25 protein-coding genes are annotated in these 26,134 nt (G+C 61.9%); 5 read left to right on the top strand and 20 right to left on the bottom strand.

Annotated elements, in window-relative coordinates; translation table 11 throughout:
• Positions 1-338: 338 nt before the first annotated feature.
• Together polA and NBG89_RS18160 are read left to right on the top strand one after the other, a co-directional pair.
• Positions 339-3,338: a DNA polymerase I gene (polA, locus tag NBG89_RS18165; protein ID WP_431321085.1), complete on the top strand. Its 3,000-nt coding sequence runs from the start codon at positions 339-341 to the stop codon at positions 3,336-3,338.
• Positions 3,339-3,510: 172 nt separating this feature from the next.
• The gene (locus NBG89_RS18160) at positions 3,511-5,856 is read left to right on the top strand and encodes a DNA translocase FtsK (protein ID WP_431321084.1); all 2,346 of its coding nucleotides are present in this window, start codon (positions 3,511-3,513) and stop codon (positions 5,854-5,856) included.
• A 379-nt stretch (positions 5,857-6,235) separates the two neighbouring features.
• Here NBG89_RS18160 and NBG89_RS18155 read toward each other — a convergent pair whose 3' ends face one another.
• The 8 genes from NBG89_RS18155 to phnC all read right to left on the bottom strand — a co-directional run bounded on the left by NBG89_RS18155 (position 6,236) and on the right by phnC (position 13,561).
• Positions 6,236-6,742, bottom strand: a complete 507-nt coding sequence (locus NBG89_RS18155; RefSeq protein WP_431321083.1) for a GrpB family protein — start codon at positions 6,740-6,742, stop codon at positions 6,236-6,238.
• A 14-nt stretch (positions 6,743-6,756) separates the two neighbouring features.
• Positions 6,757-7,356: a phosphonate metabolism protein/1,5-bisphosphokinase (PRPP-forming) PhnN gene (phnN, locus tag NBG89_RS18150; RefSeq protein WP_431321082.1), complete on the bottom strand. Its 600-nt coding sequence runs from the start codon at positions 7,354-7,356 to the stop codon at positions 6,757-6,759.
• Complete coding sequence (locus NBG89_RS18145) at positions 7,353-8,492, bottom strand: alpha-D-ribose 1-methylphosphonate 5-triphosphate diphosphatase (RefSeq protein ID WP_431321081.1); 1,140 nt, start codon at positions 8,490-8,492, stop codon at positions 7,353-7,355. Before NBG89_RS18145 ends, phnN begins: the two co-directional genes overlap by 4 nt.
• A gap of 13 nt (positions 8,493-8,505) precedes the next feature.
• Positions 8,506-9,201, bottom strand: a complete 696-nt coding sequence (locus tag NBG89_RS18140; RefSeq protein ID WP_431321080.1) for a DUF1045 domain-containing protein — start codon at positions 9,199-9,201, stop codon at positions 8,506-8,508.
• 131 nt (positions 9,202-9,332) lie between these two features.
• A complete protein-coding gene (gene phnE, locus NBG89_RS18135; protein WP_431321079.1) occupies positions 9,333-10,673 on the bottom strand; it encodes a phosphonate ABC transporter, permease protein PhnE in 1,341 nt (446 codons plus the stop codon).
• 8 nt (positions 10,674-10,681) lie between these two features.
• Complete coding sequence (gene phnE, locus NBG89_RS18130) at positions 10,682-11,650, bottom strand: phosphonate ABC transporter, permease protein PhnE (protein WP_431321078.1); 969 nt, start codon at positions 11,648-11,650, stop codon at positions 10,682-10,684.
• 69 nt (positions 11,651-11,719) lie between these two features.
• Positions 11,720-12,625, bottom strand: a complete 906-nt coding sequence (gene phnD / locus NBG89_RS18125; RefSeq protein ID WP_431321077.1) for a phosphonate ABC transporter substrate-binding protein — start codon at positions 12,623-12,625, stop codon at positions 11,720-11,722.
• Positions 12,626-12,715: 90 nt separating this feature from the next.
• Complete coding sequence (gene phnC / locus NBG89_RS18120; protein ID WP_431322733.1) at positions 12,716-13,561, bottom strand: phosphonate ABC transporter ATP-binding protein; 846 nt, start codon at positions 13,559-13,561, stop codon at positions 12,716-12,718.
• Between the two features lie 289 nt (positions 13,562-13,850).
• Here phnC and NBG89_RS18115 point away from each other — a divergent pair, with 289 nt between their 5' ends.
• Complete coding sequence (locus NBG89_RS18115; RefSeq protein ID WP_431321076.1) at positions 13,851-14,063, top strand: hypothetical protein; 213 nt, start codon at positions 13,851-13,853, stop codon at positions 14,061-14,063.
• Positions 14,064-14,144: 81 nt separating this feature from the next.
• Here NBG89_RS18115 and NBG89_RS18110 read toward each other — a convergent pair whose 3' ends face one another.
• The 7 genes from NBG89_RS18110 to phnG all read right to left on the bottom strand — a co-directional run bounded on the left by NBG89_RS18110 (position 14,145) and on the right by phnG (position 19,385).
• Positions 14,145-14,759: a DapH/DapD/GlmU-related protein gene (locus NBG89_RS18110; protein WP_431321075.1), complete on the bottom strand. Its 615-nt coding sequence runs from the start codon at positions 14,757-14,759 to the stop codon at positions 14,145-14,147.
• Positions 14,756-15,466: a phosphonate C-P lyase system protein PhnL gene (gene phnL / locus NBG89_RS18105; protein ID WP_431321074.1), complete on the bottom strand. Its 711-nt coding sequence runs from the start codon at positions 15,464-15,466 to the stop codon at positions 14,756-14,758. The genes NBG89_RS18110 and phnL overlap by 4 nt, the downstream gene beginning before the upstream one ends.
• 64 nt (positions 15,467-15,530) lie before the next feature.
• The gene (phnK, locus tag NBG89_RS18100; protein ID WP_431321073.1) at positions 15,531-16,307 is read right to left on the bottom strand and encodes a phosphonate C-P lyase system protein PhnK; all 777 of its coding nucleotides are present in this window, start codon (positions 16,305-16,307) and stop codon (positions 15,531-15,533) included.
• Positions 16,304-17,185 carry an alpha-D-ribose 1-methylphosphonate 5-phosphate C-P-lyase PhnJ gene (locus NBG89_RS18095; protein ID WP_431321072.1) on the bottom strand — a complete coding sequence of 294 codons (882 nt, stop codon included), beginning with the start codon at positions 17,183-17,185 and terminating at the stop codon, positions 16,304-16,306. Before NBG89_RS18095 ends, phnK begins: the two co-directional genes overlap by 4 nt.
• On the bottom strand, positions 17,182-18,291 hold the full coding sequence (locus NBG89_RS18090; RefSeq protein WP_431321071.1) for a carbon-phosphorus lyase complex subunit PhnI: 1,110 nt from the start codon (positions 18,289-18,291) through the stop codon (positions 17,182-17,184). Before NBG89_RS18090 ends, NBG89_RS18095 begins: the two co-directional genes overlap by 4 nt.
• A 3-nt stretch (positions 18,292-18,294) precedes the next feature.
• The gene (gene phnH / locus NBG89_RS18085; protein WP_431321070.1) at positions 18,295-18,918 is read right to left on the bottom strand and encodes a phosphonate C-P lyase system protein PhnH; all 624 of its coding nucleotides are present in this window, start codon (positions 18,916-18,918) and stop codon (positions 18,295-18,297) included.
• Positions 18,918-19,385: a phosphonate C-P lyase system protein PhnG gene (gene phnG, locus NBG89_RS18080; protein WP_431321069.1), complete on the bottom strand. Its 468-nt coding sequence runs from the start codon at positions 19,383-19,385 to the stop codon at positions 18,918-18,920. The genes phnH and phnG overlap by 1 nt, the downstream gene beginning before the upstream one ends.
• A 98-nt stretch (positions 19,386-19,483) precedes the next feature.
• Between phnG and phnF the strand changes: the two genes are divergently transcribed.
• Positions 19,484-20,215, top strand: a complete 732-nt coding sequence (phnF, locus tag NBG89_RS18075) for a phosphonate metabolism transcriptional regulator PhnF (RefSeq protein WP_431321068.1) — start codon at positions 19,484-19,486, stop codon at positions 20,213-20,215.
• A gap of 50 nt (positions 20,216-20,265) precedes the next feature.
• On the opposite strand, the gene NBG89_RS18070 is transcribed toward phnF, so the two are convergent.
• Positions 20,266-21,135 carry an oxidoreductase gene (locus NBG89_RS18070; protein WP_431321067.1) on the bottom strand — a complete coding sequence of 290 codons (870 nt, stop codon included), beginning with the start codon at positions 21,133-21,135 and terminating at the stop codon, positions 20,266-20,268.
• A gap of 87 nt (positions 21,136-21,222) precedes the next feature.
• On the opposite strand from NBG89_RS18070, the gene NBG89_RS18065 reads away from it, so the two are divergent.
• Positions 21,223-21,636 carry a winged helix-turn-helix transcriptional regulator gene (locus NBG89_RS18065; RefSeq protein WP_431321066.1) on the top strand — a complete coding sequence of 138 codons (414 nt, stop codon included), beginning with the start codon at positions 21,223-21,225 and terminating at the stop codon, positions 21,634-21,636.
• 62 nt (positions 21,637-21,698) lie between these two features.
• Here NBG89_RS18065 and NBG89_RS18060 read toward each other — a convergent pair whose 3' ends face one another.
• From NBG89_RS18060 to NBG89_RS18045, 4 genes are all read right to left on the bottom strand, one after another.
• Positions 21,699-22,334, bottom strand: coding sequence for a 2,3-bisphosphoglycerate-dependent phosphoglycerate mutase (locus NBG89_RS18060; protein WP_431321065.1), 636 nt, complete (start codon positions 22,332-22,334; stop codon positions 21,699-21,701).
• A 21-nt stretch (positions 22,335-22,355) separates the two neighbouring features.
• A complete protein-coding gene (gene dapB / locus NBG89_RS18055; RefSeq protein ID WP_431321064.1) occupies positions 22,356-23,180 on the bottom strand; it encodes a 4-hydroxy-tetrahydrodipicolinate reductase in 825 nt (274 codons plus the stop codon).
• Between the two features lie 17 nt (positions 23,181-23,197).
• Positions 23,198-24,985 carry an ABC transporter ATP-binding protein gene (locus tag NBG89_RS18050; RefSeq protein ID WP_431321063.1) on the bottom strand — a complete coding sequence of 596 codons (1,788 nt, stop codon included), beginning with the start codon at positions 24,983-24,985 and terminating at the stop codon, positions 23,198-23,200.
• 96 nt (positions 24,986-25,081) lie between these two features.
• Complete coding sequence (locus NBG89_RS18045) at positions 25,082-26,107, bottom strand: glucokinase (protein WP_431321062.1); 1,026 nt, start codon at positions 26,105-26,107, stop codon at positions 25,082-25,084.
• Positions 26,108-26,134 lie beyond the last annotated feature (27 nt).

The raw sequence follows: 26,134 nt of genomic DNA, 5'->3' as shown, positions 1-26,134 counted from the left end.
TCATCGCAGGTTTTCCTTGGAAAGATAGAGCAGAAAAACAAAGCCGCCATAGCCTGGAGGTCTGGCTATGGCGGCTCTAAAATGGGGACAAAGGCCCGGAGAGGGGATAAGGCCTTTGTCCAAGTCCGATGCGGCGGGGGACAAGCCAGCTATCAGACCCTCGACGCGATCAACACGATCAAACGTCGGTAGTAATCATTTGTGATCGGGAATGTGGCTTTTCAAGGGAAAGCCGAGGATTGACTATTACAAATTAGTAACAGTTTGGTGAGGCAGAATCTTTTCTCCCTCCGAACTTTATATGGACCTTCCAAGGTCGCCGCGCTATCCATGACGCCATGAAAAAAGGCGATCATCTTTTCCTTGTCGACGGCTCCGGTTTCATCTTTCGAGCCTTTCACGCACTCCCCCCTTTGACCCGCAAATCCGATGGTTTGCCGGTCGGCGCGGTGTCAGGATTCTGCAACATGTTGTGGAAGCTATTGACGGATGCGCGCGACACGTCGGTCGGCGTGACGCCGACGCATTTGGCGGTCGTCTTCGACTACTCGGCAAGGACGTTCCGCAAGGATCTCTACGACGCCTACAAGGCCAACCGCTCGGCGCCGCCGGAGGAACTGATCCCCCAATTCGGGCTCATCCGCCAAGCCACGCGGGCCTTCAATCTGCCGTGCATCGAAACTGAAGGCTTCGAGGCCGACGACATCATTGCGACCTATGCCCGCCAGGCCGAGGCCCTCGGCGCTGACGTGACGATCGTCTCCTCGGACAAGGATTTGATGCAGCTGGTGACGCCTGCTGTCCACATGTACGACAGCATGAAGGACAAGCAGATCGGTATCCCTGATGTCATTGAGAAATGGGGCGTTCCACCCGAGAAAATGATCGATCTTCAGGCGATGACCGGCGACTCGGTCGACAACGTGCCTGGCATTCCCGGCATTGGCCCGAAGACGGCGGCGCAGCTGCTTGCCGAGTACGGCAATCTCGATGCGCTTCTCGAACGCGCGACCGAGATCAAGCAGGAGAAGCGCCGCCAGACGATCATCGAGAATGCCGACAAGGCCCGCCTGTCGCGTGAGCTGGTGCGGCTGCGCACCGACGTTCCGCTTGAACTCAAGGTCGAAGACCTGATCCTCGAGCCGCAAAACGGGCCAAAGCTGATCGGTTTCCTGAAGGCCATGCAGTTTACCTCGCTGACGCGGCGGGTGGCCGAGGCTTGCGATTGCGATGCCAGCGCCATCGATGCGGTCGATGTGCCGGTCGAGTGGGGTGCAGCAGCGCGCGGGCCGGACCTCGATGCCGCCGAGCCGGAGCCGGTTGCCGGTGGAATTCCCGAGGTCGCCGGCGAGGCGGTGCCTGTTCCGGCAAAGGCGAACGGCGCGAATGGTCGCGAAGGCACCTTCTTGCCGGCTAATTTTGCCAAGGCGCGCGCAGAAGCGTTTGCCTCGCTGCCGTTCGACCACTCGCGCTATGTCACCATTCGCGATGTCGCGACGCTCGACAAATGGATTGCCGATGCGCGCGATACCGGAGTGGTTGGCTTCGACACCGAGACAACGTCGCTCGATGCGATGCAGGCGGAGCTCGTCGGGTTCTCGATGGCGATCGCCGACAACGACAAGAACCCCACCGGCACCAGCATCCGCGCCGCCTATGTCCCGATCGGCCACAAGACGGGCGTCGGCGATCTGCTCGGCGGCGGGCTTGCAGACAACCAGATCCCGATGCGGGACGCCCTTCCCCGACTGAAGGCGCTTTTGGAAGACGAGTCGATCCTGAAGGTCGCCCAGAACCTCAAATACGACTACCTGCTGATGAAGCGCTACGGCGTCGAAACGAAGAACTTCGACGATACGATGCTGATCTCCTACGTGCTGGACGCCGGAACCGGCGCGCACGGCATGGATCCGCTGTCGGAGAAGCTCCTCGGCCATACACCCATTGCCTACAAGGACGTGGCTGGCAGTGGTAAGTCGAACGTTACATTCGACCTCGTCGATATCGATCGCGCGACGCACTACGCCGCGGAGGATGCCGATATCACGCTGCGGCTCTGGCTGGTCCTGAAGCCGCGCCTTGCGGCCGAGAAACTGACGACGGTTTACGAACGTCTTGAGCGCCCACTGGTGCCCGTTCTGGCGCATATGGAAGAGCGCGGTATCACCGTTGACCGGCAGATCCTCTCGCGCCTGTCCGGCGATCTCGCACAGGGCGCCGCCGCGCTCGAGGACGAAATTTTCAAACTCGCGGGCGGGCGCTTCACCATCGGCTCGCCGAAGCAGCTGGGCGATATCCTGTTTGGCAAGATGGGACTGGCCGGCGGTACGAAGACGAAGACTGGCCAGTGGTCCACCTCGGCAAGCGTGCTCGAAGACCTCGCAGCCGCGGGCTTCGAACTGCCACGCAAGATCGTCGACTGGCGCCAGCTGACCAAGCTCAAGTCGACCTACACCGATGCGCTACCGGGATACGTTCACCCCCAGACGAAGCGGGTCCACACCTCCTATTCGCTGGCTTCGACGACGACAGGCCGGCTGTCCTCCTCGGAACCGAACCTGCAGAACATTCCGGTGCGGACGGCGGAAGGCCGCAAGATCCGCACGGCATTCATTTCGTCGCCGGGCCACAAGCTGATTTCGGCCGACTACAGCCAGATCGAACTGCGCGTGCTCGCGCATGTCGCGGAGATCCCGCAGCTGACGCAGGCCTTTGCCGACGGTGTCGACATTCATGCCATGACCGCGTCCGAGATGTTCGGCGTTCCGGTCGAGGGCATGCCGTCAGAGGTGCGCCGTCGCGCCAAGGCAATCAACTTTGGGATCATCTACGGCATTTCCGCCTTCGGCCTTGCCAATCAGCTCTCGATCGAGCGCGCGGAAGCGGGCGAATACATCAAGAAGTACTTCGAGCGCTTCCCCGGCATCCGTGACTACATGGACAGCCGCAAGCAGATGGCGCGCGACAAGGGCTACGTCGAAACGATCTTCGGGCGGCGAATCAACTACCCGGAAATCCGTTCCTCCAATCCATCGGTTCGCGCCTTCAACGAGCGTGCGGCGATCAACGCACCGATCCAGGGATCGGCGGCCGATATCATTCGCCGGGCAATGATCAAGATGGAACCGGCGCTTGCCGAAGCGGGACTTGGCGACCGGGTGCGCATGCTCCTGCAGGTCCATGACGAACTGATCTTCGAGGTCGAGGATGCGGACGTCGAAAAGGCCACGCCGATCATCGTTTCGGTCATGGAAAACGCCACCATGCCGGCGCTTGAAATGCGCGTGCCGCTGAGGGTCGACGCGCGTTCGGCGACCAACTGGGACGAAGCGCACTGAGCGCTTCGTCGAAAATCCATTAAAATTTTCTCCACCTTTCAAATTGTTGATATTAAACATTTTTCTTTATATTTTTCATCGACCGACGGTGCGGACGGAAGGAACTTATTAACCTTCATTTCCTAATCCGAGAGCGGATATTAGTTGCTAATCATGAGTGAGTAGCGGTCGTATGCGCTTTCCTAGAACCAATCTGACAGGGGCCGAGGAGATTTCCGCGGAAGTCGAAGGTGAACAGCTGCAGGAATACGCAGGCGAGAAGCCTACGGCACCCATCTGGCAGAGCAATTTTTCACTGGCTCCGAATGTGCGATTCACCCGCACGCCCGAAAATCTGATCAATCCGAAGCGCGTGCCGGCACCGCCGGTTCACACGCCGCCTCTTGCGCTGCAGGAACGCGTTGCGGCCGAAATCGGCGCGAGTGTGGCGCCGGCGGCGCCTGTTGTCGTCAACGTCCCACTCGAAGTCTATGAAGCCGAGACCCCCCTTGCGATCGAAGTGCAGCCGGCTGTGGCTGTATCGCCGGTGATGTCGGTCCAGCCTGAAACCCAGACCATTGTCCGTGCATCCAATGAACTGGCTGCTATTTCGGACTTCGCGTTCTGGGAGGTCATGGCCTTCGAGGAAGCGGTAGCCGAACCGATCCTGCTGCCTCAGATTTCATTGCCGCGGCCGGAAGTCAGCCCCGAATCGATCATCAGCCGGTTCCGCGTCATGGAGTGGCGGCCAGGTCGGCAACATCAGACAATCGCCGTTGCACCGATGCCTGAGCCAGTCGCCCCGCCACCCGTCGCGCCCGCTCCCGGTTTGACGCGCGGCCGCACAACACAGAGCCCGGTCGCGACCGGGCAGACCCGCGTAGAAGAAGCGGCGGCAGTCCAGCCGAAGACGCAGCCGATCGCTCCGCTGCCGGTTCGCGCGCAGGCTCCCCAGCCGCTCGCTCCGGCGCCGCGCTTTGCCGCGCCGAAGATCGTGCCCTCCAGGGTGGATGCCTCCGGCTACGAATTCCCCTCACATTCGCTGCTGCAGGAACCGCCGGAGCGTGTCGGCGAGATCATGTCGCAGGAGACGCTGGAGCAGAATGCCGGCCTTCTCGAAAGCGTGCTCGAGGATTTCGGCATCAAGGGCGAGATCATCCATGTCCGCCCCGGCCCCGTCGTCACACTTTACGAGTTCGAGCCGGCACCGGGCGTCAAGTCCTCCCGCGTCATCGGCTTGGCCGACGATATCGCCCGTTCGATGTCGGCGCTGTCGGCGCGTGTTGCCGTGGTTCCCGGCCGCAACGTCATCGGCATAGAGCTGCCGAACGCGCTGCGCGAAACCGTCTACTTCCGTGAGATGATCGAAAGCCAGGATTTCGAGAAAAGCGGCTACAAGCTTGCGCTCGGCCTCGGCAAGACGATCGGCGGCGAACCCGTCATCGCCGAGCTTGCGAAGATGCCACACCTGCTCGTCGCCGGTACCACCGGTTCGGGCAAATCCGTCGCCATCAATACGATGATCCTGTCGCTACTCTACCGGATGTCACCGGAACAGTGCCGCCTGATCATGGTCGATCCGAAGATGCTGGAACTCTCCGTCTATGATGGCATCCCGCACCTTTTGACACCTGTCGTCACCGACCCCAAGAAGGCCGTCATGGCGCTGAAGTGGGCGGTGCGCGAGATGGAGGATCGCTATCGCAAGATGTCGCGTCTCGGCGTGCGCAATATCGACGGCTACAACAGCCGCGTGGCGCAGGCGCGCGACAAGGGCGAGACCATCCACGTCATGGTCCAGACCGGCTTCGACAGAAGCACCGGCGCTCCGATCGAGGAGCAACAGGAGATGGATCTGACGCCGATGCCTTACATCGTCGTCATCGTCGACGAGATGGCCGACCTGATGATGGTCGCCGGCAAGGAAATCGAAGGCGCGATCCAGCGCCTGGCGCAGATGGCGCGTGCGGCCGGTATTCACCTGATCATGGCGACGCAGCGCCCTTCGGTCGACGTCATTACCGGCACCATCAAGGCGAACTTCCCGACCCGCATCTCCTTCCAAGTGACGTCGAAGATCGACAGCCGCACAATTCTTGGAGAGCAGGGCGCAGAACAGCTGCTCGGCCAGGGCGACATGCTGCATATGCAGGGCGGCGGGCGGATTTCGCGCGTACACGGACCATTTGTTTCGGATGCCGAGGTGGAGAAGGTCGTCGCGCACCTGAAGACGCAGGGGCGGCCGGAGTATCTCGACACCGTTACAGCTGACGAAGAGGAAGACACCGAGGAAGAGGACAGCGCCGTCTTCGACAAGGGCGACATGGCGGCCGAGGACGGTAACGATCTCTACGACAAGGCGGTCAAGGTCGTCATGCGTGACAAGAAGTGCTCGACCTCCTACATCCAGCGCCGTCTTGGCATCGGCTACAACCGTGCGGCTTCGCTCGTCGAGCGCATGGAAAAGGAAGGTCTCGTTGGCCCGGCAAACCATGTCGGCAAGCGCGAGATCGTGGCTGGACGCGGCGAAGGCGAATAACGCAGTGGCTGCGGCATCCCAGAACTGGTGCCGCCGCCAGCAGTGATGTCCGCGCCGGAGAATGATCCGGCACGGCATGGCCTTGCCGGGAATGGGCAGGCGACGGTCGTGGTAGATGTGGATTGTCAGGCGGTGCCGCCTGCCCGATCGCATCGAGTCCCCACTCTTCCAGGCCGACAGGAGCGTCTCTCGGCCCTTCCGTTGCGGTGGATCGCCGGTCCTGACGGCCTACGATCCCTCTCCTGCAATGATCATCGAACGCCGGATTTCGACCAGTTTGTCAGATCCGGTTCGCGACCCGGCTCCCTGTCCAATGACGTCATCAGTGTGCCGCAGATCATTTGCGCGGGGATCGGCGGGGAAGAACAGTTTGTTCAAATCACTGAAAGTTCATTCGATTTTTTCCACGCACAACAAAATTGCACCGCTTGCCGCCGGTGTAGTAGGCCCAATCGTCGTTCGCCTCGCTCATCAGGCGAAGCTTCAGCGCGGCGTATGCTTGCGCCCGCTGGGGATGCGCCCGCAGGTAGTCGCGGAAAACGATGCGATCGCGGAGCACGTGGTTATCGGATGAACAGAGATAGAGCCGCGCGCCGTAGGAGCCCTTGCCGCTGGTGAAGGTCCAGCTCTGGTCGTTGTATTTGTCACCGTGAAACGCGTAGGCGGAGAGGTCTTTTACCCGCTCGATCGCGGTCAGCAACCCATCCTCATTGCGGAAAGCAGCGTGCAGATCGATCTTGGGCTTCGCGGCAAGACCAGGAACCGATGTGCTACCGACATGATGAAAAACCGGTGCCAAATCGGATAGTACCGGATGCAGCTCTGCTTTGACCTCGTCGAAAAGCCGTGGCCACTCGGGATTGTAAGGAACGACAACAATGGCCATCGTACCTCCCGATCCTATGCTACTTCCGCGAGGAAGCCGTTCAGCGCATCCACGATCCTGCGCTCGCCTTCTTCCAGCGAACTGCTGTTGTCGAGGTCGGTCACGTCGTAATCGCCGCGCACCGTCAGCGGGCCGCGGGCGAGACGCGCCATGATGTCTTCATGCGTCTCGCGGCCGCGCGCTTCCAGACGGCTGGCCAGCACCTCGGCGGTCGCCGTCACATTGATGACCTTGAGTCGCGGGAAAGCGGCCTTGAAATGGTGAAGTGCCGAGCGGGAGCCGTTGGCAATGACCAGGTTTCCCTGCGCGAGCGAGACCGACACCTCGGCTGGAATGCCATATTTCAGGCCGTGTGCTTCCCACCAGACCGCAAAACTTCCGGCCTGTTCCATCGACGCAAAGCCCTGGTCCGACACGGCGAGATGCTGCTCGCCGCCGGCATGGGTGTGACGGGTGATGACGCGGCGGACGAAATGCACCTCTGGACGACCCCGGAAGTGCTTGGCGGCCAGCGCCATCAACGTGTCCTTGCCGGCACCGCTCGGACCAACGACCACGACCATGATGCCGCGTTCGGTGCCCGGAACGATGTGAGGTTCGTGCGACGGGTTCATGCGACACGGCGCCCTTCACGCCAAACAGAACGGGTGACCGGCACGCCGTGGTCGCGGAAGACGCGGACGAGATCGGCGCGCAGGCCAGTGGCGATGCGGCCGCGGTCGCTGAGGCTGACGGCGCGGGCCGGAGTAGCAGTGACCATGGCGATCGCCTTCGGCAGCGAAATGCTCTCGACTTCGTCGGCGATCAGGAAGGGTGCGTAGAGGAGGCTGAGCGGGACGTAGTCGGAGGACAGCACGTCGAGAACGCCGTGTTCGGCGAGATCACGGGCGGCAATGTTGCCGGAGTGCGACTTGCCGCGAACGATGTTCGGGGCGCCCATCAGCACGCTCATGCCATGCTCGTGCGACGCCTTGGCAGCGTTGAAGCTGGTCGGGAATTCGGCGAGGCGAACGCCATTTTCGATGGCTTCGTCGACATGGGCGAGCGTTGCGTCGTCGTGACTGGCGACGGTAATGCCACGCTCAGCGCAGACCCTGGAAATGGCCGCGCGATGCGGCGTCGAGTTGCGCTCGGACTCCGACACGCGGCGATCGACGAACTTGGCGAACTCGGCATCGGAGAGACCGCGCTTCTTCTGGTAGTAGAAGATGTACTGGTCCATCGTCTGGAACTGCCGCTGGCCAGGCGCGTGGTCCATCAGCGAGACAAGACGGACGTAGGGATCGCTTTCGAAATCGGAGAAGTGCTGCAGCACGTTGTCGGCAGAAACCTCGCAGCGCAGGTGAAGCAGATGCTCAGCCCGCAAACGGCCTTCCTGCTCGGCCTTCTGGATCGCATCTGCCATCTCGCGCATCTCGCCGTGCTCGAAGCCGCCATCCTCGTCGGCGCCCATGCGCAGGCAATCGAAGACCGTGGTGATGCCGGATGTGACGATCTGGGCATCATGCGCCTGGATCGCAGCCGTCTTGTGCCAGCGCAGACCCGGGCGCGGCGAATAGTGGCCTTCGAGATGATCGGTGTGGAGTTCGACGAGACCAGGGATCAGGTAGTCACTTTCAAAATCCTCGCCGACGCGAGAGCTGCCTGTCGAGATATCGGCAATCTTGCCGTCGCGGACGAGGACCGATCCTTCGATGATTTCATCCTCGAGGACAATGCGGGCGTTGGAGAAGACGGTTTCTTTGGTCATTGAATATGGTCTCTCAGTTTTTCGCGCCGGCAAGCGGCCACCAGGAATGAGCTGTAAACGGAGCGCCGCGCGCCTCCTCAACGAAAACGGCAAGGCCGGTGATTGGGAGCGGCCGGCCAGTAAAGGCGGCGAAACGCTCCGCCAGAATGGCCTTCATTATGCCGGCACGCTCCTGCGGCACCTGGCCGGTCAGCGTCATATGAAACCCGAAGTCATCCATCACATAGGGATAGCCCCAGCGCAACAGATTGGTCCTCTGCCTCTCGCTCAGTTTCTCCGGATTGCGGCGCGCGATATCGGCATCCGACAAGGCGGCCCGAAACGGTTCGAAGGATTTTACCACCGTGGCAGCGAAATCCTGAAGCGGCGGATGCAGAAAAGCGGGCACCAGCGCAAAGAATTTACCCAGTTGCCCAAGCACCAGCTCGGGAATCTCGAAGGCCGATATGCGGGCGGCAAAATCCTCGACAACCTGGATCAGGTCCTCCTCGGTGACGGAGGCTGCCAGATGGAAGGGCGCCTTTATCGTCGCGTGGAAAGCGTAGCGGCGAGGATCGGCGGTCAGCTCGAACTGCTCGGCGGCCGGCAGGTCCGGATGATCAGGAGCCGGGTAAGTTTCGCCGGTGAAGGCATCGCGGCCGAGCCAGAGCGCGGCCGTGCCGTTCAAAGGATCGTCCTTCGGCGGCGTGAAATAGAGTGCGTAGCGCAAGGCTCGTATCCTGGGAATCGTTCCGAATGCGGATTGTAGTGTTCAGTGATTTGACCGCCACCGCAAGCTGGCTTCCGGCTAAAAGATTTCCGTGACAGAATGATGATGATCCGGAACGATCCTGCGCTTTTTCAGTGTGCCTTGGTGCCCATCAATCGATGGCGCAGCGCGTTCGAGGCCATGTCGAACAGGAAGACGACAACGAGGATCAACAGCACCATATAGGCGACGTTTTCCCAGTTGGCGTTGGTGCGCATCGCTTCCCAAAGCTTGAGGCCGATACCACCCGCGCCAACCGCGCCGATAATGGTGGCGCCACGAACATTCGACTCCCATTGGTAGAGGGTCTGGCTGACGAAAACAGGGACGACCTGTGGAATAATGCCGTAGCGATGCGTGAGTACGGTGGACGCACCGGTCGATTTGATGCCTTCGCGCGGCCTGTTGTCGACGTTCTCCAGGCCTTCTGAATAGAGCTTGCCGAGCGTGCCCGTTTCGGTGAGGAAAATCGCGCCGGACCCAGCCAGAGGACCGGGACCGAAGGCGCGGGTCAGAAAGAGTGCCCAGATCAGCATGTCGACCGAGCGCAGAAAGTCGAAGAAGCGCTTCAGGACCTGATTCAGCACCTTGTTGGGGGTGATGTTGCGCGCGGCAAGAAATGCCAGCGGAAAAGCGAGCAATGCACCGAGCAGCGTCCCCAGGAAAGCCATCACGATGGTCTGGAACAGTTTTGTCCAGACGTCGCCGTGCTGCCAGGCGCTGTTGTGCCAGATATTATCGAAGGCAAGCGACAGGTTGGATTGGCCGGGCTTCAGTTCCGGTCCCGAAACGATCAGGCTGATGACCTCGCTCGCCGGCTTATCGAAGAACGGCGACTGCGTGTCGAAGACGAAGTTCGCCCAGCCGAGGAAGCGCTTGCGGACCTTGACGCGATCGACCGAGATGCTGACATCGCCGGCAAAGCCGAGATCGGCAAGGACGTTGTCGTCGTAGACCGTCATCCAACTCGGCACCGGGCCGACGACCTTCGGGGCGCCGCTCGAGACTTCGACCGGCACGCTGATGCCGTGGGCGGTCACCGTCGTCTCCGTTTTGGAGATGGTGACGCTGCGGCGCGTGCCGCTGACCGAAACCGTGACGCTGCCATCCGGATTGTTGATGACCCAATTCGGATGCGGGTTGTCGCCGAGCGGCGAGAAACGCGGATATTTGACCGTGATGCCGTCATCGCCAATGCGCAATTCGGGCTGCACGTCATAGCTTACCCACTGGCTGAGATAGAGGCCGACGCGCTCCCAATGGGCGTCGGCAAGCAGCTTCGGCAGGTCGAAGAACCAGGTTGCGTAAAGCGCATAGACAAGCGTCGCGATCACGATCATCAGGCCGCCGAAGCGCTGCCGGAAGGAACGTTTGAAATACTCCGGATAACGCTGCTCGATCTCGTGCATCCGGTTGGCGTCGATCACCGTCATGGCGAACCTCAATGCTGCAAAAGGAAAGCGTGCTCACCGACGAGGCGGCGGCGCAGCCATGCGGAGAACTGGTCGACCGCAACGATAGTGATGAAGAGCAGGAGAACGAGAGCCATCGTCTTGGCGCCGAAACCGCGCGAGATGGAGAGCTTCAACTCCTCACCGATACCGCCGCCGCCGACCGCACCGATGATGGTGGAGGCGCGGACATTGATCTCCAGGCGCAGCAGCGCGTAGGAGACGAAGTTCGGCATGACCTGCGGCAGGGCAGCGAAGCGGACACGCTCCGACCAGCTGGCGCCGACGGCTTTCATGCCTTCATCCGGCTTCATGTCGATGTTTTCGACGACTTCATAGAAGAGTTTGCCGAGCGCACCGATGGTGTGCAGGCTGACGGCGATGATCGCGGCGACTGGACCGATCGAGAGGATGGCGGAAAACAGGCCTGCGATAACAATCTCGGGGAACGCGCGGAGGAGCTCCGCCAGACGCTTGGCGATGATGCGCAGCGGATTGGACGGCGCCAGATTGCGGGCCACGAGAAAGCTCAGCGGCACGGCGAAGATGAATCCGATGATCGTCGAGACCAGCGCGACGTTGATCGTGATGATCATCAGCTCGAAATATTCGGGGATATAGAAACCGCCCCAGACATAAACGCGACCCTTTGCGAAATTATACTCTTCACCGGTTTTCTGGGTCGGGCTTGCGATATCGAACAGGGCGCGCCAGACGTCATTCCAATCCTTGGGAATGAGCCAGCTCAAAAAATCGAAGAGATGCGGCAGGCGCTCGAAGAAATGGCCGGCATTGCTTTCGTCAGCGAAGCGCACGGAGGCAATGAAAGCGGCAAGCAGGATCACCAGCCCAAGGCCGGTATAGAAGCGGCGGCGGGCCACCATCTTGCTCCAGGCGTCACCGATTTCACGGGCGCTTTGCTGGGCCGGCGCGTGGGCGTTGGGATCGGCAAAAGTCATGAAGGTGTCCGCTTTCTTCGCCAGAAAAAGGGCGGCTTGTTATGGCCGCCCTTCAACCGTCAGGATCGATCAACCGCCGATGGCAGCCTTACGAGCATCGATGATGGCGTTGTAGAAGTCAGGCTGAACCTTGGTGTAGCCCTGGTAATCGCCGCCTTCGATGGCTGCGAAGCACTTGGCATCCTTTGCGGGGAGCTTCATGAAGAAGTCGGTGAGCTTTGCCTGCCAATCAGCGCCGAGTTCGTTGCGAACAACGAGCGGGCCGTTCGGGATCAGGGGCGAACGCCAGACTTCGACGAGCTTGTTCGGATCTACGGTGCCCTTGTCGACAGCCTTGCGGAAGGTACCGGAAGTGTAGCCGTCCTTGAAATCGCCGATGCCCGAGGAGTCGTCAACCGCGATATCGACCTTGCCGTCATAGGCAGCGAGAAGGTTGTTCTCGTGGCCGCCGTTGAACTGCGTGGAAGCGAAGTACTGGTCATTCGGCATGCCAGTGTCCTTCGGGATCTGCGTCAGCGGGATCAGGTAGCCCGAGGTGGAGTCCGGATCGGCGTAGCCGAGCTTCTTGCCCTTGGCGTCCTTGATGTCCTTGATGCCCGATGACTTCAGGGCGAGACCGATCGAGTGGTAGCCCGTCGAACCGTCCTTCTGAACGGTCGTCAGGATCGGGGTGACAGCCTTGTCGTTCTTGATGGCGATCGCAGCGTAGCCCGAAGCGCCGAGTTCCGCGAAGTCGAGCGTGCCGCCGAGCAGACCCTGGATAACGCCGTCATAGTCGGCAGCCGGGAAGAGCGAAACCTTCTCGAAGCCAAATTCGGTCTTCAGGTGGTCAGCAAGGCAAGCGTAGTTACGCAGGCGGTCGGCTTCGTTTTCGCCACCGAGAATACCAACGCGGAATTCCTTGAGGTCTGCAGCATGCGAAACGCCGGCAAGCGCAAACAGCGCCGTCGCGGCAAAGAGTGCTTTCTTCAACATGGTACTCTCCTGATTGACCGGTTTTCCCGGCGATCCCTGGTTAAGAAGAAGTGCGCCCATAACGCGGGCTTACGATCGAGGCCGCCCCTCTCAGAGACCGGCCAGCGCCAGCGGTTGCAGGCCGGCGGATTGATTGGCGACAGCAGCCGCGGGAATGTTGATCGAGGTCGAGGTCATCGTCTCGTCGATGCCGGCGCCATCCCTGTCGGTGCCGTAAATCTGTTTGACGGCTTCAGCCGTCAGTTCAGAGGGCTTGCCGTCGAACGCGACGCGACCAGCAGCCATGCCGACGATGCGTTCGCAGTAGTTGCGGGCGGTATCGAGTGTATGAAGATTGGTGATGACGGTGATGCCTTCGCGCTCGTTGATGTCGCGCAGTGCGTCCATGACGATCTTGGCGTTGAGCGGATCAAGCGAGGCGATCGGCTCGTCGGCGAGCACCATCTTCGGGTTCTGCATCAGCGCGCGGGCAATCGCCACGCGCTGCTGCTGGCCACCCGACAGAGTGCCTGCCATCTGCAAGGCCGTCTGCTCGATGCCGAGGCGCTCAAGAGCGGCAATTGCATGGATGCGCTCTTCGTGGCTGAAGAGGCCGAGCAGGCTCATCGCGGTGGAGCGATGATTGAGACGGCCGAGCATGACGTTGGTCAGCACGTCGAGACGCGGAACGAGATTGAATTGCTGGAAGATCATCGCGCAATCGCGCTGCCAGTTGCGCAGCGCCTGGCCGCGAAGGCTGGAGACCTCGACGCCGGCGAAATGGATCGAGCCCGATGTCGGCTCCTGCAGGCGGTTGATCATACGCAGAAGCGTGGACTTGCCCGCACCGGAACGTCCGATGATGCCGACCATCTGGCCCTGAGGAATGTCGAGCGTAACGGAATCGACGGCGGTCTTCTTTCCGAAACGGCGGGTGACATTCCTCAGCTCGAACATCATGCTCTTCCTCATGGTCCAAAGGCGATATGAGGGAGTGCATTAGTCCCGCTTGATGAAGCTCCAATGTCAGTTTTGTGTAAGGACTGTCATAATCGAGCCTTTGACGGACATCGAATCCAGCCGCGGTCGTGTGCCGGGTAAACAATACCGACGAGAACCTGCCAATGGCAGCTGGGCTGGGCGATTGCGCACGAAGTCGGTACGCGAGGTATCGTCGTTGCAGTTGACCCGATCACCGGTCGATGGCAGGCAATTCAAAGGATATCGGGGATACTGGAGTAAAGCGATGGATCAGACCCTCTTCAAAAGCCTGTGCAACGCCGGGAAGTTCAAGGAGGCGCTCGGCCTCGCCATCCGAGGACACGAGGACGAAAAGTTCACGCCAAGCCGCTTCTCGATGGATAAGAAGACCGGACGGCCGATCTTCTATCGAGGCAACAAACGCGTCGAGCCGGACGAGACCGGTGAATGGCAGCTGGCGAAGAACCCAAATCCGTAGAGTAAAGCCTGGCCCTTCGCATGGGGCTGCCTTCGTGGACCGAAGAGAAAAGCCCCTGAGCGAACTCAGGGGCTTCGGTCACTATTCGTAGCGCGAGAGAAAATCTTCGGCGCTGAGGTTCCGGAAGTCCTGCAGGGCGATCCGCAAGCGATCATGCTCCCAATCCCACCATGCTAGCTTGTCCATGCGTTCGCCGACCTCTTTCGGGAAGCGTTCGCGGATCAGTTTGGCGGGGACGCCGCCGACGATGGCGTAGGGGGCGACATCCCTCGAGACGACCGCACCGGCGCCGATCACAGCACCGTTGCCGACCGTAACGCCGGGCAGGATGGTGGCGCCGTGGCCGATCCAGACGTCGTGACCGATGACGACGCGGTTTGAGCGGCGCCATTCGAAGAAATCCGTCTCCATATCGGCATCCGGCCAATAATCGGCGGCGCGATAGGTAAAGTGATGCAGCGTTGCGCGCCAGGTCGGATGGTTGGTGGCGTTGATCCGCACCGAGGCGGCGATGTTGACGAACTTGCCGATCGTCGCACACCAGATGGCGCCATCCTGCATGACATAGGAATAATCGCCGAACTCGACTTCCTCGATACGGCAACGCTCGGAGACCTCCGTGAAGCGCCCGAAGGTGGCGTTCTTCACGGACGCTGTTTCGTGGAAATAAGGCTCGAGGCCAATCTTGCGGCTCATGCAGCGATTGCCTTTCGCGGCGAGAACTTCTGGACGTCGAGAATGCGGTCGGCGACGGCCTCGCGCACCTCTTCATCGTGGAAGATGCCGAGGAGGGCGACGCCCGCCTTCTTCTTCTCTTCGATCATGCCGACGACGACGGCGCGGTTCCTGGCGTCGAGCGAGGCGGTCGGCTCGTCGAGCAGCAGGACCGTGTGGTCGGTGATGAAGCCGCGGGCGATGTTGACGCGCTGCTGCTCGCCGCCGGAGAACGTGGCGGGCGGCAGCTGCCAGAGCGCTTCCGGCAGGTTCAGCTTCGAAAGAAGGTTTGCCGCCTTCTCCCGCGCCGTTTCCGCCTTCTCGCCGCGGGCGACCAGCGGCTCGGCCACCACGTCGATGGCCGCGACACGCGGGACGGTACGCAGGAACTGGCTGACATAGCCGAGCGCCTGACGGCGTACGTCGATCACCGTGCGCGGGTCCGCCGTTGCCAGATCGACGATCTTGTCGTGGTGCTTGATGAGGATCTGGCCGCGATCGACGGCATAGTTGCCGTAGATCATCTTGAGCAGCGAGCTCTTGCCGATGCCCGACGGGCCGCCGAGGACGACGCATTCCCCGCATGCCACGGAAAAGGATACATCCGAAACGACCGGCAGCTTGATGCCGTCGCGCAGGTGCATGGTGAAGCTCTTGACGACTTCAGAAACAACGAGTGGCGTTGCCATGATTTCTTTCCTTAGTTTCGCTTGCCGCCGACACCGGTAGCCGGAGTCAGAACAGCAGTCGCGATCAGACCTGCAGGATGGAGGAAACGAGGAGTTGCGTGTACGGCTCGCGCGGATCGTCGAGGACGCGATCGGTCAGCCCGTGCTCTATGACATGGCCATCCTTCATCACCATCATGCGGTGCGAGAGCAGGCGCGCGACGGCGAGGTCGTGGGTGACGATGATCGCGGCAAGGCTGAGATCGTTGACGAGGCCGCGCACGAGATCGAGCAGGCGGGCCTGCACCGACACGTCGAGGCCGCCGGTCGGCTCGTCCATGAACACCAGACGCGGGCCGGTCACCAGGTTGCGGGCGATCTGCAGACGCTGGCGCATGCCGCCGGAGAAGGCGCGCGGCTGATCGTCGATACGGCCTTCGTCGATCTCGACGCGCTGCAGCCAGTCGATGGCCGTGGAGCGGATATTGCCGTAGTGACGGTCGCCGATCGCCATCAGGCGTTCGCCCACATTGGCGCCGGCCGAGACCGTCATGCGCAGACCGTCAGCCGGATTCTGATGCACGAACCCCCAGTCGGTGCGCATCAGGAAGCGGCGCTCGGCCTCATTCATGCGATAGAGGTCGCGATAGGCGCCGTCGCGCATGTGATATTCGACGCTGCCTGTCGTCGGCATCATACGGGTCGAGATGCAGTTGAGCAGCGTCGTCTTGCCTGAACCGGATTCACCGACGATGGCGAGCACTTCGCCGGGCCAGAGCTCGAAGGAGACATTGCGGCAGCCGATGCGGTTACCATAGAACTTCGAGACGTCATTGACTTTGAGGAGCGGCGTGTCGCTCATTCGGCGGCCTCCTGATTGGGTGCCAAAATCTCGCCGGCATGCCCGTGGGCGCGGCGGTCTTCGCAATGGTCGGTGTCGGAGCAGACGAACATGCGTCCGCCCTTATCATCGAGGATGACTTCGTCGAGATAGACTTCTTCGGCGCCGCAGAGCGCGCAGGGCTTGCCGAAGCGCTGGATCTCGAAGGGGTAGTCGTCGAAATCGAGGCTGACGACTTCGGTATAGGGCGGAACGGCATAGATGCGCTTCTCGCGCCCTGCCCCGAAGAGCTGCAACGCGTCCGACATGTGCATTTTCGGATTGTCGAACTTCGGCGTTGGCGACGGATCCATGACGTAGCGGCCGGCAACCTTGACCGGATAGGCGTAGGTCTTGGAGATGCGGCCGTTATGCGCGATGTCCTCGTAGAGCTTCACATGCATGAGGCCGTATTCCTCGAGCGCGTGCATCTTGCGGGTCTCGGTCTCGCGCGGCTCGAGGAAGCGGAGCGGCTCGGGGATCGGCACCTGATAGACCAGCACCTGGTTGGTCCCGAGCTTTTCTTCGGGGATGCGGTGACGGGTCTGGATGATCGTCGCATCCTTGGTGTGCGTGGTCACCGCGACATTGGCGACCTTCTGGAAGAAGGCGCGGATCGAGACCGCGTTGGTCGTATCGTCGGCGCCCTGGTCGATGACCTTCAGCACGTCATCTGGGCCGATGATCGAGGCCGTGACCTGCACGCCGCCGGTGCCCCAGCCGTAAGGCATCGGCATTTCGCGCGAAGCGAAGGGCACCTGATAGCCGGGGATGGCGATCGCCTTGAGGATCGCGCGGCGGATCATGCGCTTCGTCTGTTCGTCGAGATAGGCGAAATTGTAGCCGGCCAGATCGGTCATTGCGCAGCCTCCTTGATGTTATCGTCGCCGCCGATGCGGTTGGCTTCGAATTCGTTGCGCATGCGGCGGACCAGATTGAGCTCGGCCTGGAAGTCGACGTAGTGCGGCAGCTTCAGGTGCTCGACGAAGCCGGTCGACTGCACGTTATCGGCATGCGAGATGACGAACTCCTCGTCCTGCGCCGGGGCCGTGATGTCCTCGCCGAGTTCTTCGGCGCGCAGGGCACGATCAACGAGCGACATGGACATCGCCTTGCGCTCGCTCTGGCCGAAGACGAGGCCGTAGCCGCGGGTGAACTGCGGCGGCGCCTTCGACGAACCCTTGAACTGGTTGACCATCTGGCATTCGGTGACCTGGATGGTGCCGAGCGAGACGGCGAAGCCGAGTTCGGGAACATCGAATTCGACCTCGACCTCACCAATGCGGATTTCGCCGGTGAAGGGATGGTTGCGGCCATAGCCGCGCTGGGTGGAATAGCCGAGCGCCAGAAGGAAACCCTCATCCCCACGCGCCAGCGCCTGCAGGCGCAGATCGCGGGTCATCGGGAATTCCATCGGCTCGCGGGTGAGGTCACCGATCTCGTGATCCTCCGGCATTTCGCCATCGCCCTCGATCAGGCCTTCCTGCGCGAGGATTTCCGAAACGCGCATGACGCGGCCGGATTCTGAATCGCGAAGCGTCGGTTCCTCGACGGCTTCGTCCGTCAGGAGCGACGGGTCGAGGAGGCGATGCGTGTAGTCGAAGGTCGGGCCGAGCAGCTGGCCGCCGGGCAGATCCTTGTAGGTGGCGGAGACGCGGCGCTCCATCTTCATGCGGGCAGTGTCGATCGGCTTGCTATAGCCGAAGCGCGGCAGCGTCGTGCGATAGGCGCGGAGCAGGAAGATCGCTTCGATCATGTCGCCGCGCGATTGGCGGACAGCAAGAGCGGCAAGCGTGCGATCGTAGAGCGAGGCTTCGGCCATGACACGGTCGACGGCCAGCGCCAGCTGCGCAACGATCTGGTCGATACCGATAGCCGGCAACGAACGGTCGCCGCGACGGCGATCCGCCAGCAGGCGATGGGCGTTGGCAATGGCGGCCTCGCCCCCTTTGACAGCAACATACATGGGTCACATCTCCGTTGCGGTGATCTTGGTGGTGCGGGGCAGGCAGAGAAAACGGCTGCCCGAGGTCAGCACGATGTCGATGCCGCGCGGGAAGAGGGCGCGGTTCTCCATCCAGAGGCGCAGGAAGGTGTCGGGCAGGCCAAGCGGCGCGGTGTCGGTCACGGTCTTGATGCCGGGACCCATCAGCGCCAGCTTGCGGCCGCCTTCGATATCAGCCAGTTCGATGACCAGCGTCGTGGAACGGTCCGGATATTCCTGGGTGCCGGCGGCAAAGAGACCGAAGGACGACAGCGGCGTTCCGGCCTCGACAAAGGCGAAGCGCGCTTCGGCCTTCTCCGGCGTGACCGGCGCACCGCTGTGGAAGCCGAGCCATTGCGGCACGGCGGATTTCGCAAGCCCTGATGACAGCCAGACCGGGGTGTCGTGATCGCAGAGCGTCAGCGCGATCGCGCCGGCCGCAACGCCGAGGGGCGCCGGCGGCAGGGCGTCGGGAGCGACCGTCTGGATCGTGCCCGGACGGGCCATCGCATCCATCATCAGCTTGAAGACGCTCTGTGCGTGGAAGACCGGCTCGGCAAAGCCGCCGGCCAACGCATCATTCCCGGGGGCTTCGGTCTTGAGGCTCATCAGTCGTCTCCGCGAACCATGGTGAAGAAATCGACGCGGGTTGCCGCCGTCTCGTCGGCCTTGCGGCGATCGGCATCCGCCACGCGTGCGGCGATCGGCTGCAGAAGCGCCTGCTCGACGAAGGATTGCCTCGCCTGCTCCTGCCAGAGCGCGTCGAAGATGGCGCAAAGCCGGGCCTTCTCGCAATCCGTGCCGAGCGCCTGGGCGTGACCGACGGTGCCGGATGCAAGGCGCACGGTGGCGCGGGTGACCGTCACCTCACCGAGATTGAACGGCGCACCGCCGCCGCCCATGCGGCCCCGGACCATGACGAGGCCCGTTTCCGGTCCGCGCACCGGCTGGGCCGCAGGCTTTTCCGCCAGCTTGTCCCATGCCTCGACCAGCTCCTGCCGTTTCGCGCGCGCAAGCAGGTCGACGACGCGCTTGCGCCCGCCTGCCCCCGGCTCATTCTTTTCCGCTAAGGTCATCGCCACATCCTTTAAATGTCTATTGATATAGACAACTATACAAGATATGGTTACGCTTAAATCGGCGACATGACAAGCGTGTGACATCAAGGGGTAAAATGGCTGGGCAGGTACAAAGACAGACAGGCGTGGCGCTGTGGCGGCAGATCGCCGACCGCATTCGCCAGGCGATCAGCGCTGGCGCCTATGACGAGACCGGCATGGTGCCGCCGGAGACGGTGCTGGCGCTGCAGTTCGGCGTCAACAGACATACGGTCAGAAGCGCGATCGCGGCCCTTGCCCAGGAAGGCATTGTGCGCGCCGTGCAGGGACGCGGCACGCTGATCGAGCGCAAGGAACGGCTGAATTTTCCGATCACCAAGCGCACCCGGTTCACCGCGGGGATCGGCGAGCAGGCGCGCGAGATGCGCGGACTGCTGCTCTCCTATTCGGAGGAGAAGGCGGACGCGGACGTGGCGCGCGGGCTGAAGATCCGGCCGGGCGAGCCTGTCATCCGCATGGAAACGGTTCGCAAGGCGGATGGCCGCCCGGTCTCCTGCGCGACGGCATGGTTTCCAGCCGGGCGCTTCGGCGGCATGCCCGATGCCTACAAGCGAACGGAATCCATCACCAAGGCCTTTGCCGAGCTTGGATTATCGGACTATGTGCGCGCGACGACCGAGATCACCGCCGTCCATGCCGACGAGGCGGATACGGCAGCGCTCGAACTGGCGCCGGGCGCGATCCTCTTGATTACCAAGGCTGTCAACACCGACCTTGAAGGCGTGCCGGTCCAATATGCGATCAGCCGGTTTGCCGCGGATCGCGTGCAGTTCACGATCGAGAATTAGGTCAGGCCGATGCCGGGAATGGTCTCCGGCATCGATAACGGGACCGGTCGTTATTTCCCGGCTTCCCAGGGGAACTTTCCTGCGCCGGCGCCGGGCTCGAAGTCTGTGGAGACACTGAAGTCGCGCCAGGCTGCATGCTCCTTGGCTCGTACCGCGTCGTTCTGCTCGACACCACGCACCGCATCGCTACCAAGCAGCAGGCGCAGCGGCGGTTCAGCGACACCGGCAACATGGATGATCACAGCGGCTGCCTTTGCGGGATCGCCCGGCTGCTTGCCGTTGTAATCGCGCTGGTAGCGGGCCATCTTGCCGACGGTGCCCTCGTATTCCGGGCGTCCTTCGCGGAGCGTCGTCGAGGCACCGGCGAAATCTGTGCGAAAGCCGCCGGGCTCGATGATCGTCACCTTGATGCCGAGCGGGCCGACTTCCCGGGAAAGCACCTCCGAAAAACCTTCGACGCCCCACTTCGCTGCCGCATAAGGCGCGCGGCCGGCCGGGCCGATGCGACCGCCGACGGAGGAAAACTGGATGATGTGGCCGGAGCCCTGCTCGCGCATCAGCGACAGCGCCGCCTTGGTGACGATGATGGTTCCGAACAGGTTGGTTTCGATCTGGGCGCGGAAATCGGCAAGGCTGGTGTCCTCGATCGATCCGACATCGCCAAAGCCTGCATTGTTGACGAGCACGTCGAGGCGACCGAACGTCTGCACTGCGGCCTTCACGGCTGATGCCGCCGATTGCGCGTCGGTCACGTCAAGAGGAATCGTCAAGACATTGTCGGCGTAGCGCTGCTTGATATCCTGAAGCTGCGAAGGATCGCGCGCGGTCGCGACCAGTTTGTGCCCGGCCGCCAGTACCGCTTCGGCCAGTGCCCTGCCCAGGCCACGCGAGCTGCCTGTAATCAACCAAACCTGTGACATCCAAAATCTCCTTGATCCGTCGCAACACCATATAGGCAGGTCAGTTTCATCTTGAAAGAAGGTACCCGGGGGAGCTATACATACCTAATGGTAACTGACCTGGACGATGGTACATTCGATTTTTGCGAGACGCTGACCGATGCGCAGGATGCGCTGGCCCGTGAGATGCTGGAACGCGCCAGCGCCAAATGGCCGCTGCGCGTCATGCACATTCTGGCGGAGGCCAAGGGGCCTTTGCGGTTTTCGCGGGTTCTGGAGCGGGTCGAGGGGATCAGCCAGAAGGTGCTGACGCAGACGCTACGGACGCTTGAGAGCGACGGGCTGGTAACGCGGACGCTCTACCCGCAGGTGCCGCCACGGGTGGAATATGAACTGACGCCGCTCGGCGGAGAGCTTCTGGTGGAGGTGGTGACGCTCTGGCAGTGGATCGCCAACCGTCTGCCGGATTTCGAGGCGGCGCGAAAAAAGGCGCCTCAGGCTACGGACACGTCTAAAGGCTGAAAGCCGGTGCCAACAAGGCCGGCGAAGCGCCGCGCAGCAAACGATGCGCGGCGCAATCGATATCAGTGAGCGCCGGACATGTCGCCGAGCACTTCCTTGGAAGCGACGGTCGAGTCGGCGTTGAGCTTGTAGACCATGGGCACGCCGGTCGCGAGGTTGACGCCGAGGATCTGTTCCTTGGTGAGCTTGTCGAGGACCATGACCAGAGAGCGCAGCGAGTTGCCGTGGGCGGCGACCAGCACCTTTTCGCCGCGCAGGACGCGAGGCAGGATTTCCGTCAGGTAGTAAGGCCAGACGCGGGCGCCGGTGTCGCGCAGGCTTTCGCCGCCCGGAGGCGGAACGTCGTAGGAGCGGCGCCAAATGTGAACCTGCTCTTCGCCCCACTTGGCGCGGGCGTCATCCTTGTTGAGGCCCGAGAGATCGCCGTAATCGCGCTCGTTCAGCGCCTGATCCCTGAAGGTCTTGAGGTCCGGCTGACCGACATTGTCGAGGATGATCTTCAGCGTGTCCTGGGCGCGCTTCAGGTCAGACGTGAAGGCGACGTCGAACTTGATGCCGTAGTCGACGAGCGCCTTGCCGCCGGTGTTGGCTTCCTGAATGCCGAGTTCGGTCAGTTCAGGGTCCTTCCAGCCGGTGAAAAGATTCTTGAGGTTCCAGTCGCTCTGGCCGTGGCGAACGAGGACGAGAGTGCCGCTCATGAAATATGCCTCCGAAAAAGATTATTTTGAAGAAAGCCCGAGCACGTCGAGCATGGAATAGAGACCGGGCTTCTTGTCGCGCGCCCAGAGCGCTGCCTTGACGGCGCCGCGGCCGAAGATCGAGCGATCGGTGGCGCTGTGCGACATCGTCACGGTTTCGCCCTCACCAGCGAAGATGACCGAATGCTCGCCGACAACCGAGCCGCCGCGCAGCGTCGCAAAGCCGATGGTACCTTGCTCGCGCGGGCCGGTGTGGCCGTCGCGCACGCGCACCGACTTCGAGGCGAGGTCGATGCCTCTGCCCTTGGCCGCCGCGTCGCCGAGCAGCAGCGCGGTGCCCGAAGGCGCGTCGACCTTGCGCTTGTGATGCATTTCAAGGACTTCAATATCCCAATCCGCAGGGTCCAAGGCCCGAGCAGCCTGCTCGACAAGGACGCTGAGCAAATTCACGCCAAGGCCCATATTGCCGGACTTCACGACGCGGGCATGACGGGCCGCGGCCGCGATCTTGGCATCATCGTCGACTGAGCAGCCGGTCGTGCCGATGACATGGACAATGCGCGCCTGTGCGGCCAAAGCCGCGAACTCCACCGTGCCGGCGGGTGAGGTGAAATCGAGAACACCTTCGGCATGGAGAAAGGCCGCCAGCGGATCATCCCCGATGATGACGCCATTCGGGCCAAGACCGGCGATTTCGCCCGCGTCCCTGCCAACGAAGGGCGAGCCGGTGCGCTCGACCGCGGCATGCAGCGTTACGCAATCCATGGCGTGGATGAGACGGATGAGCGTTTGCCCCATGCGCCCTGCCGCGCCAACCACAACCAGTTTCATCGCAGCATCGCTCATGTCAGTCGATCATCCTATCAGCGGGCATCCGAGGCGGCTGGCCTCTGCAGATTGTTGAGGCGAGCGTAAAGACCGTCGTTGCGCTGTGCAAGACTATCGTGATTGCCCTCTTCGATGACCCGGCCCTGTTGCATGACGACGATCTTGTCGGCGCGCACAACGGTTGAAAGGCGGTGGGCGATGACGACCACGGTGCGGCCGACCATGGCCTCATCGAGGGCCTTCTGAACGGCCGCTTCAGACTCGGTGTCGAGCGCGGAGGTCGCTTCATCGAGGAGCAGGATCGGAGCATTGCGCACCAGAGCGCGGGCGATCGAAAGGCGTTGGCGCTGACCGCCTGAAAGCGTCACGCCATTCTCGCCAACGGGCGTGTCGTAGCCTTGCGGCTGCGCCAGGATGAAGTCGTGCGCATAAGCGAGACGCGCGGCGCGTTCGACTTCCGCGTCGGTCGCCTCCTGGCGGCCATAACGGATGTTGTCGCGGATCGTCCCTTCGAAAAGATATGGCTGCTGGGAAACATAGGCCAGTTGTTCACGCAGCGACTGCTTCGTCACATGCGCAATGTCCTGGCCGTCGATCAGGATTTGCCCGGCCTTCGGATCGTAGAAACGCGGAATGAGCGTAATGATCGTCGATTTGCCGGCACCCGACGGTCCGACTAGCGCCGTTGTCTTGCCGCCATCGGCGACGAGGCTGACATCGCGCAGGACTTCATCGTCACCATAGGCGAAGGAGACGTTACGGAACTCTATCCTGGCTTCCGTGACGACGAGCGCCTTTGCGCCGGGCACATCGCGCTGATGCGGCACCGTATCGAGGAATTCATAGATCATGCGGGCGTTGACGACGGCGCGCTCCATCTGCACCTGAAGGCGAGCGAGACGGCGCGCGGGATCGTAGGCCAGCAGCAAGGCCATCACGAACGAGAAAAAGGCGCCCGGCGGAATATTGTTGTAGATCGTCCGGTAAGCGGCGTAGGCGAGAACGCTGGCCACGGCAAGACCGGCGAAGCTTTCCGTGAGCGGGGCCGTTCGTTCGGACAGACGGGCGATCCGGTTCGCACGCCGTTCGGCGCTTACGACAAGCCTGTCAACCTTGTCCTCCAGCTGGGCTTCCATGGTGAAGGCCTTGACGATAGCGATACCCTGGATGGTCTCCTGCATCGCACCGGCAACGTGGCTGTTGACGTGGATCGCATCCTTGGTTGCCACGCGAAGCCGCTTCGACACATATCGCAACGCGTAAAGAAGAGGTGGCGCCAGAACGAAAACCGCCAGGCTGAGCAGCGGATCCTGAATGATCATCACGACGAGCAGAGAGATGAACGTCAGGAGATCGCGCACCGTCGACGTGATCGTCAGGTTCATCACATCGCGGATGCCGCTGATGTTCTGGTTGAGCTGCGCAACAACATGGGCCGATCGCGTCTGGTTGAAATAACCGAGCGACAGCTTCATCAGGTGCGAATAGGCACGCTGCTGATACTGCGCGACAATGTTGTTGCCGATCTTGGACAGAACCACGGCCTGGCCGTAGCTCGCAAAACCGCGCGCGACGAAGGCAATGAAGATGGTAAAGCAGATCGCCCAGACGATATCCGCACGCCGATTTGCGAACGCCTCGTTGATCACCGACTTCATGATCCAGGCAGTATACGCCGTCGACAGGGCAACGATGACGAGGCAGCTTATGGCAAAAACATAGCCCCACAGATGCTCACGGCCGTTTTCCGCGATAATGCGCTTCAAAATGCCGGTGATGCTGTCGCTCGTTAGAGGCTTCTGCTGGGTGTCCGGTGCTTGCAAAAATCAGTCTTCCTGTGTGTCAGGACACGCATGTCTTCATGGCTGCGTGCTCTCGCCCGGCTCTATAAAGAGTTGACGGCGTTTTGACCAGTGCCGCTACGCCCGCCAGCGACGGCCGTCCGTCGAGACGCCGAAGCTCTCGGGCTTGCGGGCATAAGATGAAAGGCCCGCAAGCGCCGCAAGCGGGTGTGTGACGACATAAGTCGGGATCGTCGCAAGCAACGCCGAATGCGGCGCCTTGTCCTCGAACGCAGCCCGGAATTCCGGCTTCTTGAGCGCGGGCAGGATCTTCTGCGAGATACCCCCTGACAGGAAGACGCCACCGCGCGCCATGAAGATCATTGCCATGTCGCCTGCAACGCGGCCGAGATAGGTCGAGAACAGGCTGATCGTCTCAACGGCAACCTTGTCGGTAGCGGCAAGCGCGTGTGAGGTGATGTCTGCGGGGTCGGAGTAGACGGGCTCGACACCATCCGCCGTGCAGATTGCCCGGTAGAGGTTGACGATACCCCGGCCGCACAGAATCTGCTCTGCAGAAACCCGGCCCTCAATCGTCTCCACATGCGGGAAGATCTGAAGGTCGCGCGCGGTGCGCGGCCCGAGATCGACGTGGCCACCCTCGCCCGGCACGGGAATCCAGGAGCCTCGTGCATGAACAAGCCCACCGACGCCGAGACCGGTACCCGGACCAAGGACGACACGGGATGCGACCATCTCGCCCGATGCATTGCCAAGGCGCTCGCGGTTCTCGTCAGAGAGGTTGGCAATTGCCAGTGCCTGCGCCTCGAAGTCGTTGACGACGAGCACGTCCTCAATGCCGAGGCCGTCGATCATCGTGCGTGGGCGGACAACCCAGTCGCAGTTCGTCAGCGGTATCTCGTCCCGGCTGATCGGGCCAGCGACAGCAAGGATTGCCGAGCGCGGTCGCAAGCTGCTCTTTTCAAGAATGCAGCTGCGGATCGCATCGTCGATCGTCTCGAAATCGGCGGTGCGGACATTCGGAAAATGGATCTGCTCTGCCGCGGCGTCCGGGATGATCGCAAAACGGGCATTCGTGCCGCCGATATCGCCGATCAGGATTGGGAAAGGCATGGCGGTGTCGCTGGTATCGAACTGGGGCATGGCAGGTTCCGTACGTGCGCGCAATCA

The sequence above is a fragment of the Rhizobium sp. YTU87027 genome, assembly GCF_050644135.1.
Classification (GTDB): domain Bacteria; phylum Pseudomonadota; class Alphaproteobacteria; order Rhizobiales; family Rhizobiaceae; genus Rhizobium.
This window is presented reverse-complemented; position numbering and strand designations above follow the sequence as displayed.

What these genes read in the sequence shown, in the direction of transcription:
- polA (WP_431321085.1), top strand. Translation starts at nt 339, where the DNA reads ATGAAAAAAGGCGATCATCTTTTCCTTGTCGACGGCTCCGGTTTCATC.
- NBG89_RS18160 (WP_431321084.1), top strand. Translation starts at nt 3,511, where the DNA reads ATGCGCTTTCCTAGAACCAATCTGACAGGGGCCGAGGAGATTTCCGCG.
- NBG89_RS18155 (WP_431321083.1), bottom strand. Translation starts at nt 6,742, where the DNA reads ATGGCCATTGTTGTCGTTCCTTACAATCCCGAGTGGCCACGGCTTTTC.
- phnN (WP_431321082.1), bottom strand. Translation starts at nt 7,356, where the DNA reads ATGAACCCGTCGCACGAACCTCACATCGTTCCGGGCACCGAACGCGGC.
- NBG89_RS18145 (WP_431321081.1), bottom strand. Translation starts at nt 8,492, where the DNA reads ATGACCAAAGAAACCGTCTTCTCCAACGCCCGCATTGTCCTCGAGGAT.
- phnE (WP_431321079.1), bottom strand. Translation starts at nt 10,673, where the DNA reads ATGACGGTGATCGACGCCAACCGGATGCACGAGATCGAGCAGCGTTAT.
- phnE (WP_431321078.1), bottom strand. Translation starts at nt 11,650, where the DNA reads ATGACTTTTGCCGATCCCAACGCCCACGCGCCGGCCCAGCAAAGCGCC.
- phnD (WP_431321077.1), bottom strand. Translation starts at nt 12,625, where the DNA reads ATGTTGAAGAAAGCACTCTTTGCCGCGACGGCGCTGTTTGCGCTTGCC.
- phnC (WP_431322733.1), bottom strand. Translation starts at nt 13,561, where the DNA reads ATGTTCGAGCTGAGGAATGTCACCCGCCGTTTCGGAAAGAAGACCGCC.
- NBG89_RS18115 (WP_431321076.1), top strand. Translation starts at nt 13,851, where the DNA reads ATGGATCAGACCCTCTTCAAAAGCCTGTGCAACGCCGGGAAGTTCAAG.
- NBG89_RS18110 (WP_431321075.1), bottom strand. Translation starts at nt 14,759, where the DNA reads ATGAGCCGCAAGATTGGCCTCGAGCCTTATTTCCACGAAACAGCGTCC.
- phnL (WP_431321074.1), bottom strand. Translation starts at nt 15,466, where the DNA reads ATGGCAACGCCACTCGTTGTTTCTGAAGTCGTCAAGAGCTTCACCATG.
- phnK (WP_431321073.1), bottom strand. Translation starts at nt 16,307, where the DNA reads ATGAGCGACACGCCGCTCCTCAAAGTCAATGACGTCTCGAAGTTCTAT.
- NBG89_RS18095 (WP_431321072.1), bottom strand. Translation starts at nt 17,185, where the DNA reads ATGACCGATCTGGCCGGCTACAATTTCGCCTATCTCGACGAACAGACG.
- NBG89_RS18090 (WP_431321071.1), bottom strand. Translation starts at nt 18,291, where the DNA reads ATGTATGTTGCTGTCAAAGGGGGCGAGGCCGCCATTGCCAACGCCCAT.
- phnH (WP_431321070.1), bottom strand. Translation starts at nt 18,918, where the DNA reads ATGAGCCTCAAGACCGAAGCCCCCGGGAATGATGCGTTGGCCGGCGGC.
- phnG (WP_431321069.1), bottom strand. Translation starts at nt 19,385, where the DNA reads ATGACCTTAGCGGAAAAGAATGAGCCGGGGGCAGGCGGGCGCAAGCGC.
- phnF (WP_431321068.1), top strand. Translation starts at nt 19,484, where the DNA reads ATGGCTGGGCAGGTACAAAGACAGACAGGCGTGGCGCTGTGGCGGCAG.
- NBG89_RS18070 (WP_431321067.1), bottom strand. Translation starts at nt 21,135, where the DNA reads ATGTCACAGGTTTGGTTGATTACAGGCAGCTCGCGTGGCCTGGGCAGG.
- NBG89_RS18065 (WP_431321066.1), top strand. Translation starts at nt 21,223, where the DNA reads ATGGTAACTGACCTGGACGATGGTACATTCGATTTTTGCGAGACGCTG.
- NBG89_RS18060 (WP_431321065.1), bottom strand. Translation starts at nt 22,334, where the DNA reads ATGAGCGGCACTCTCGTCCTCGTTCGCCACGGCCAGAGCGACTGGAAC.
- dapB (WP_431321064.1), bottom strand. Translation starts at nt 23,180, where the DNA reads ATGAGCGATGCTGCGATGAAACTGGTTGTGGTTGGCGCGGCAGGGCGC.
- NBG89_RS18045 (WP_431321062.1), bottom strand. Translation starts at nt 26,107, where the DNA reads ATGCCCCAGTTCGATACCAGCGACACCGCCATGCCTTTCCCAATCCTG.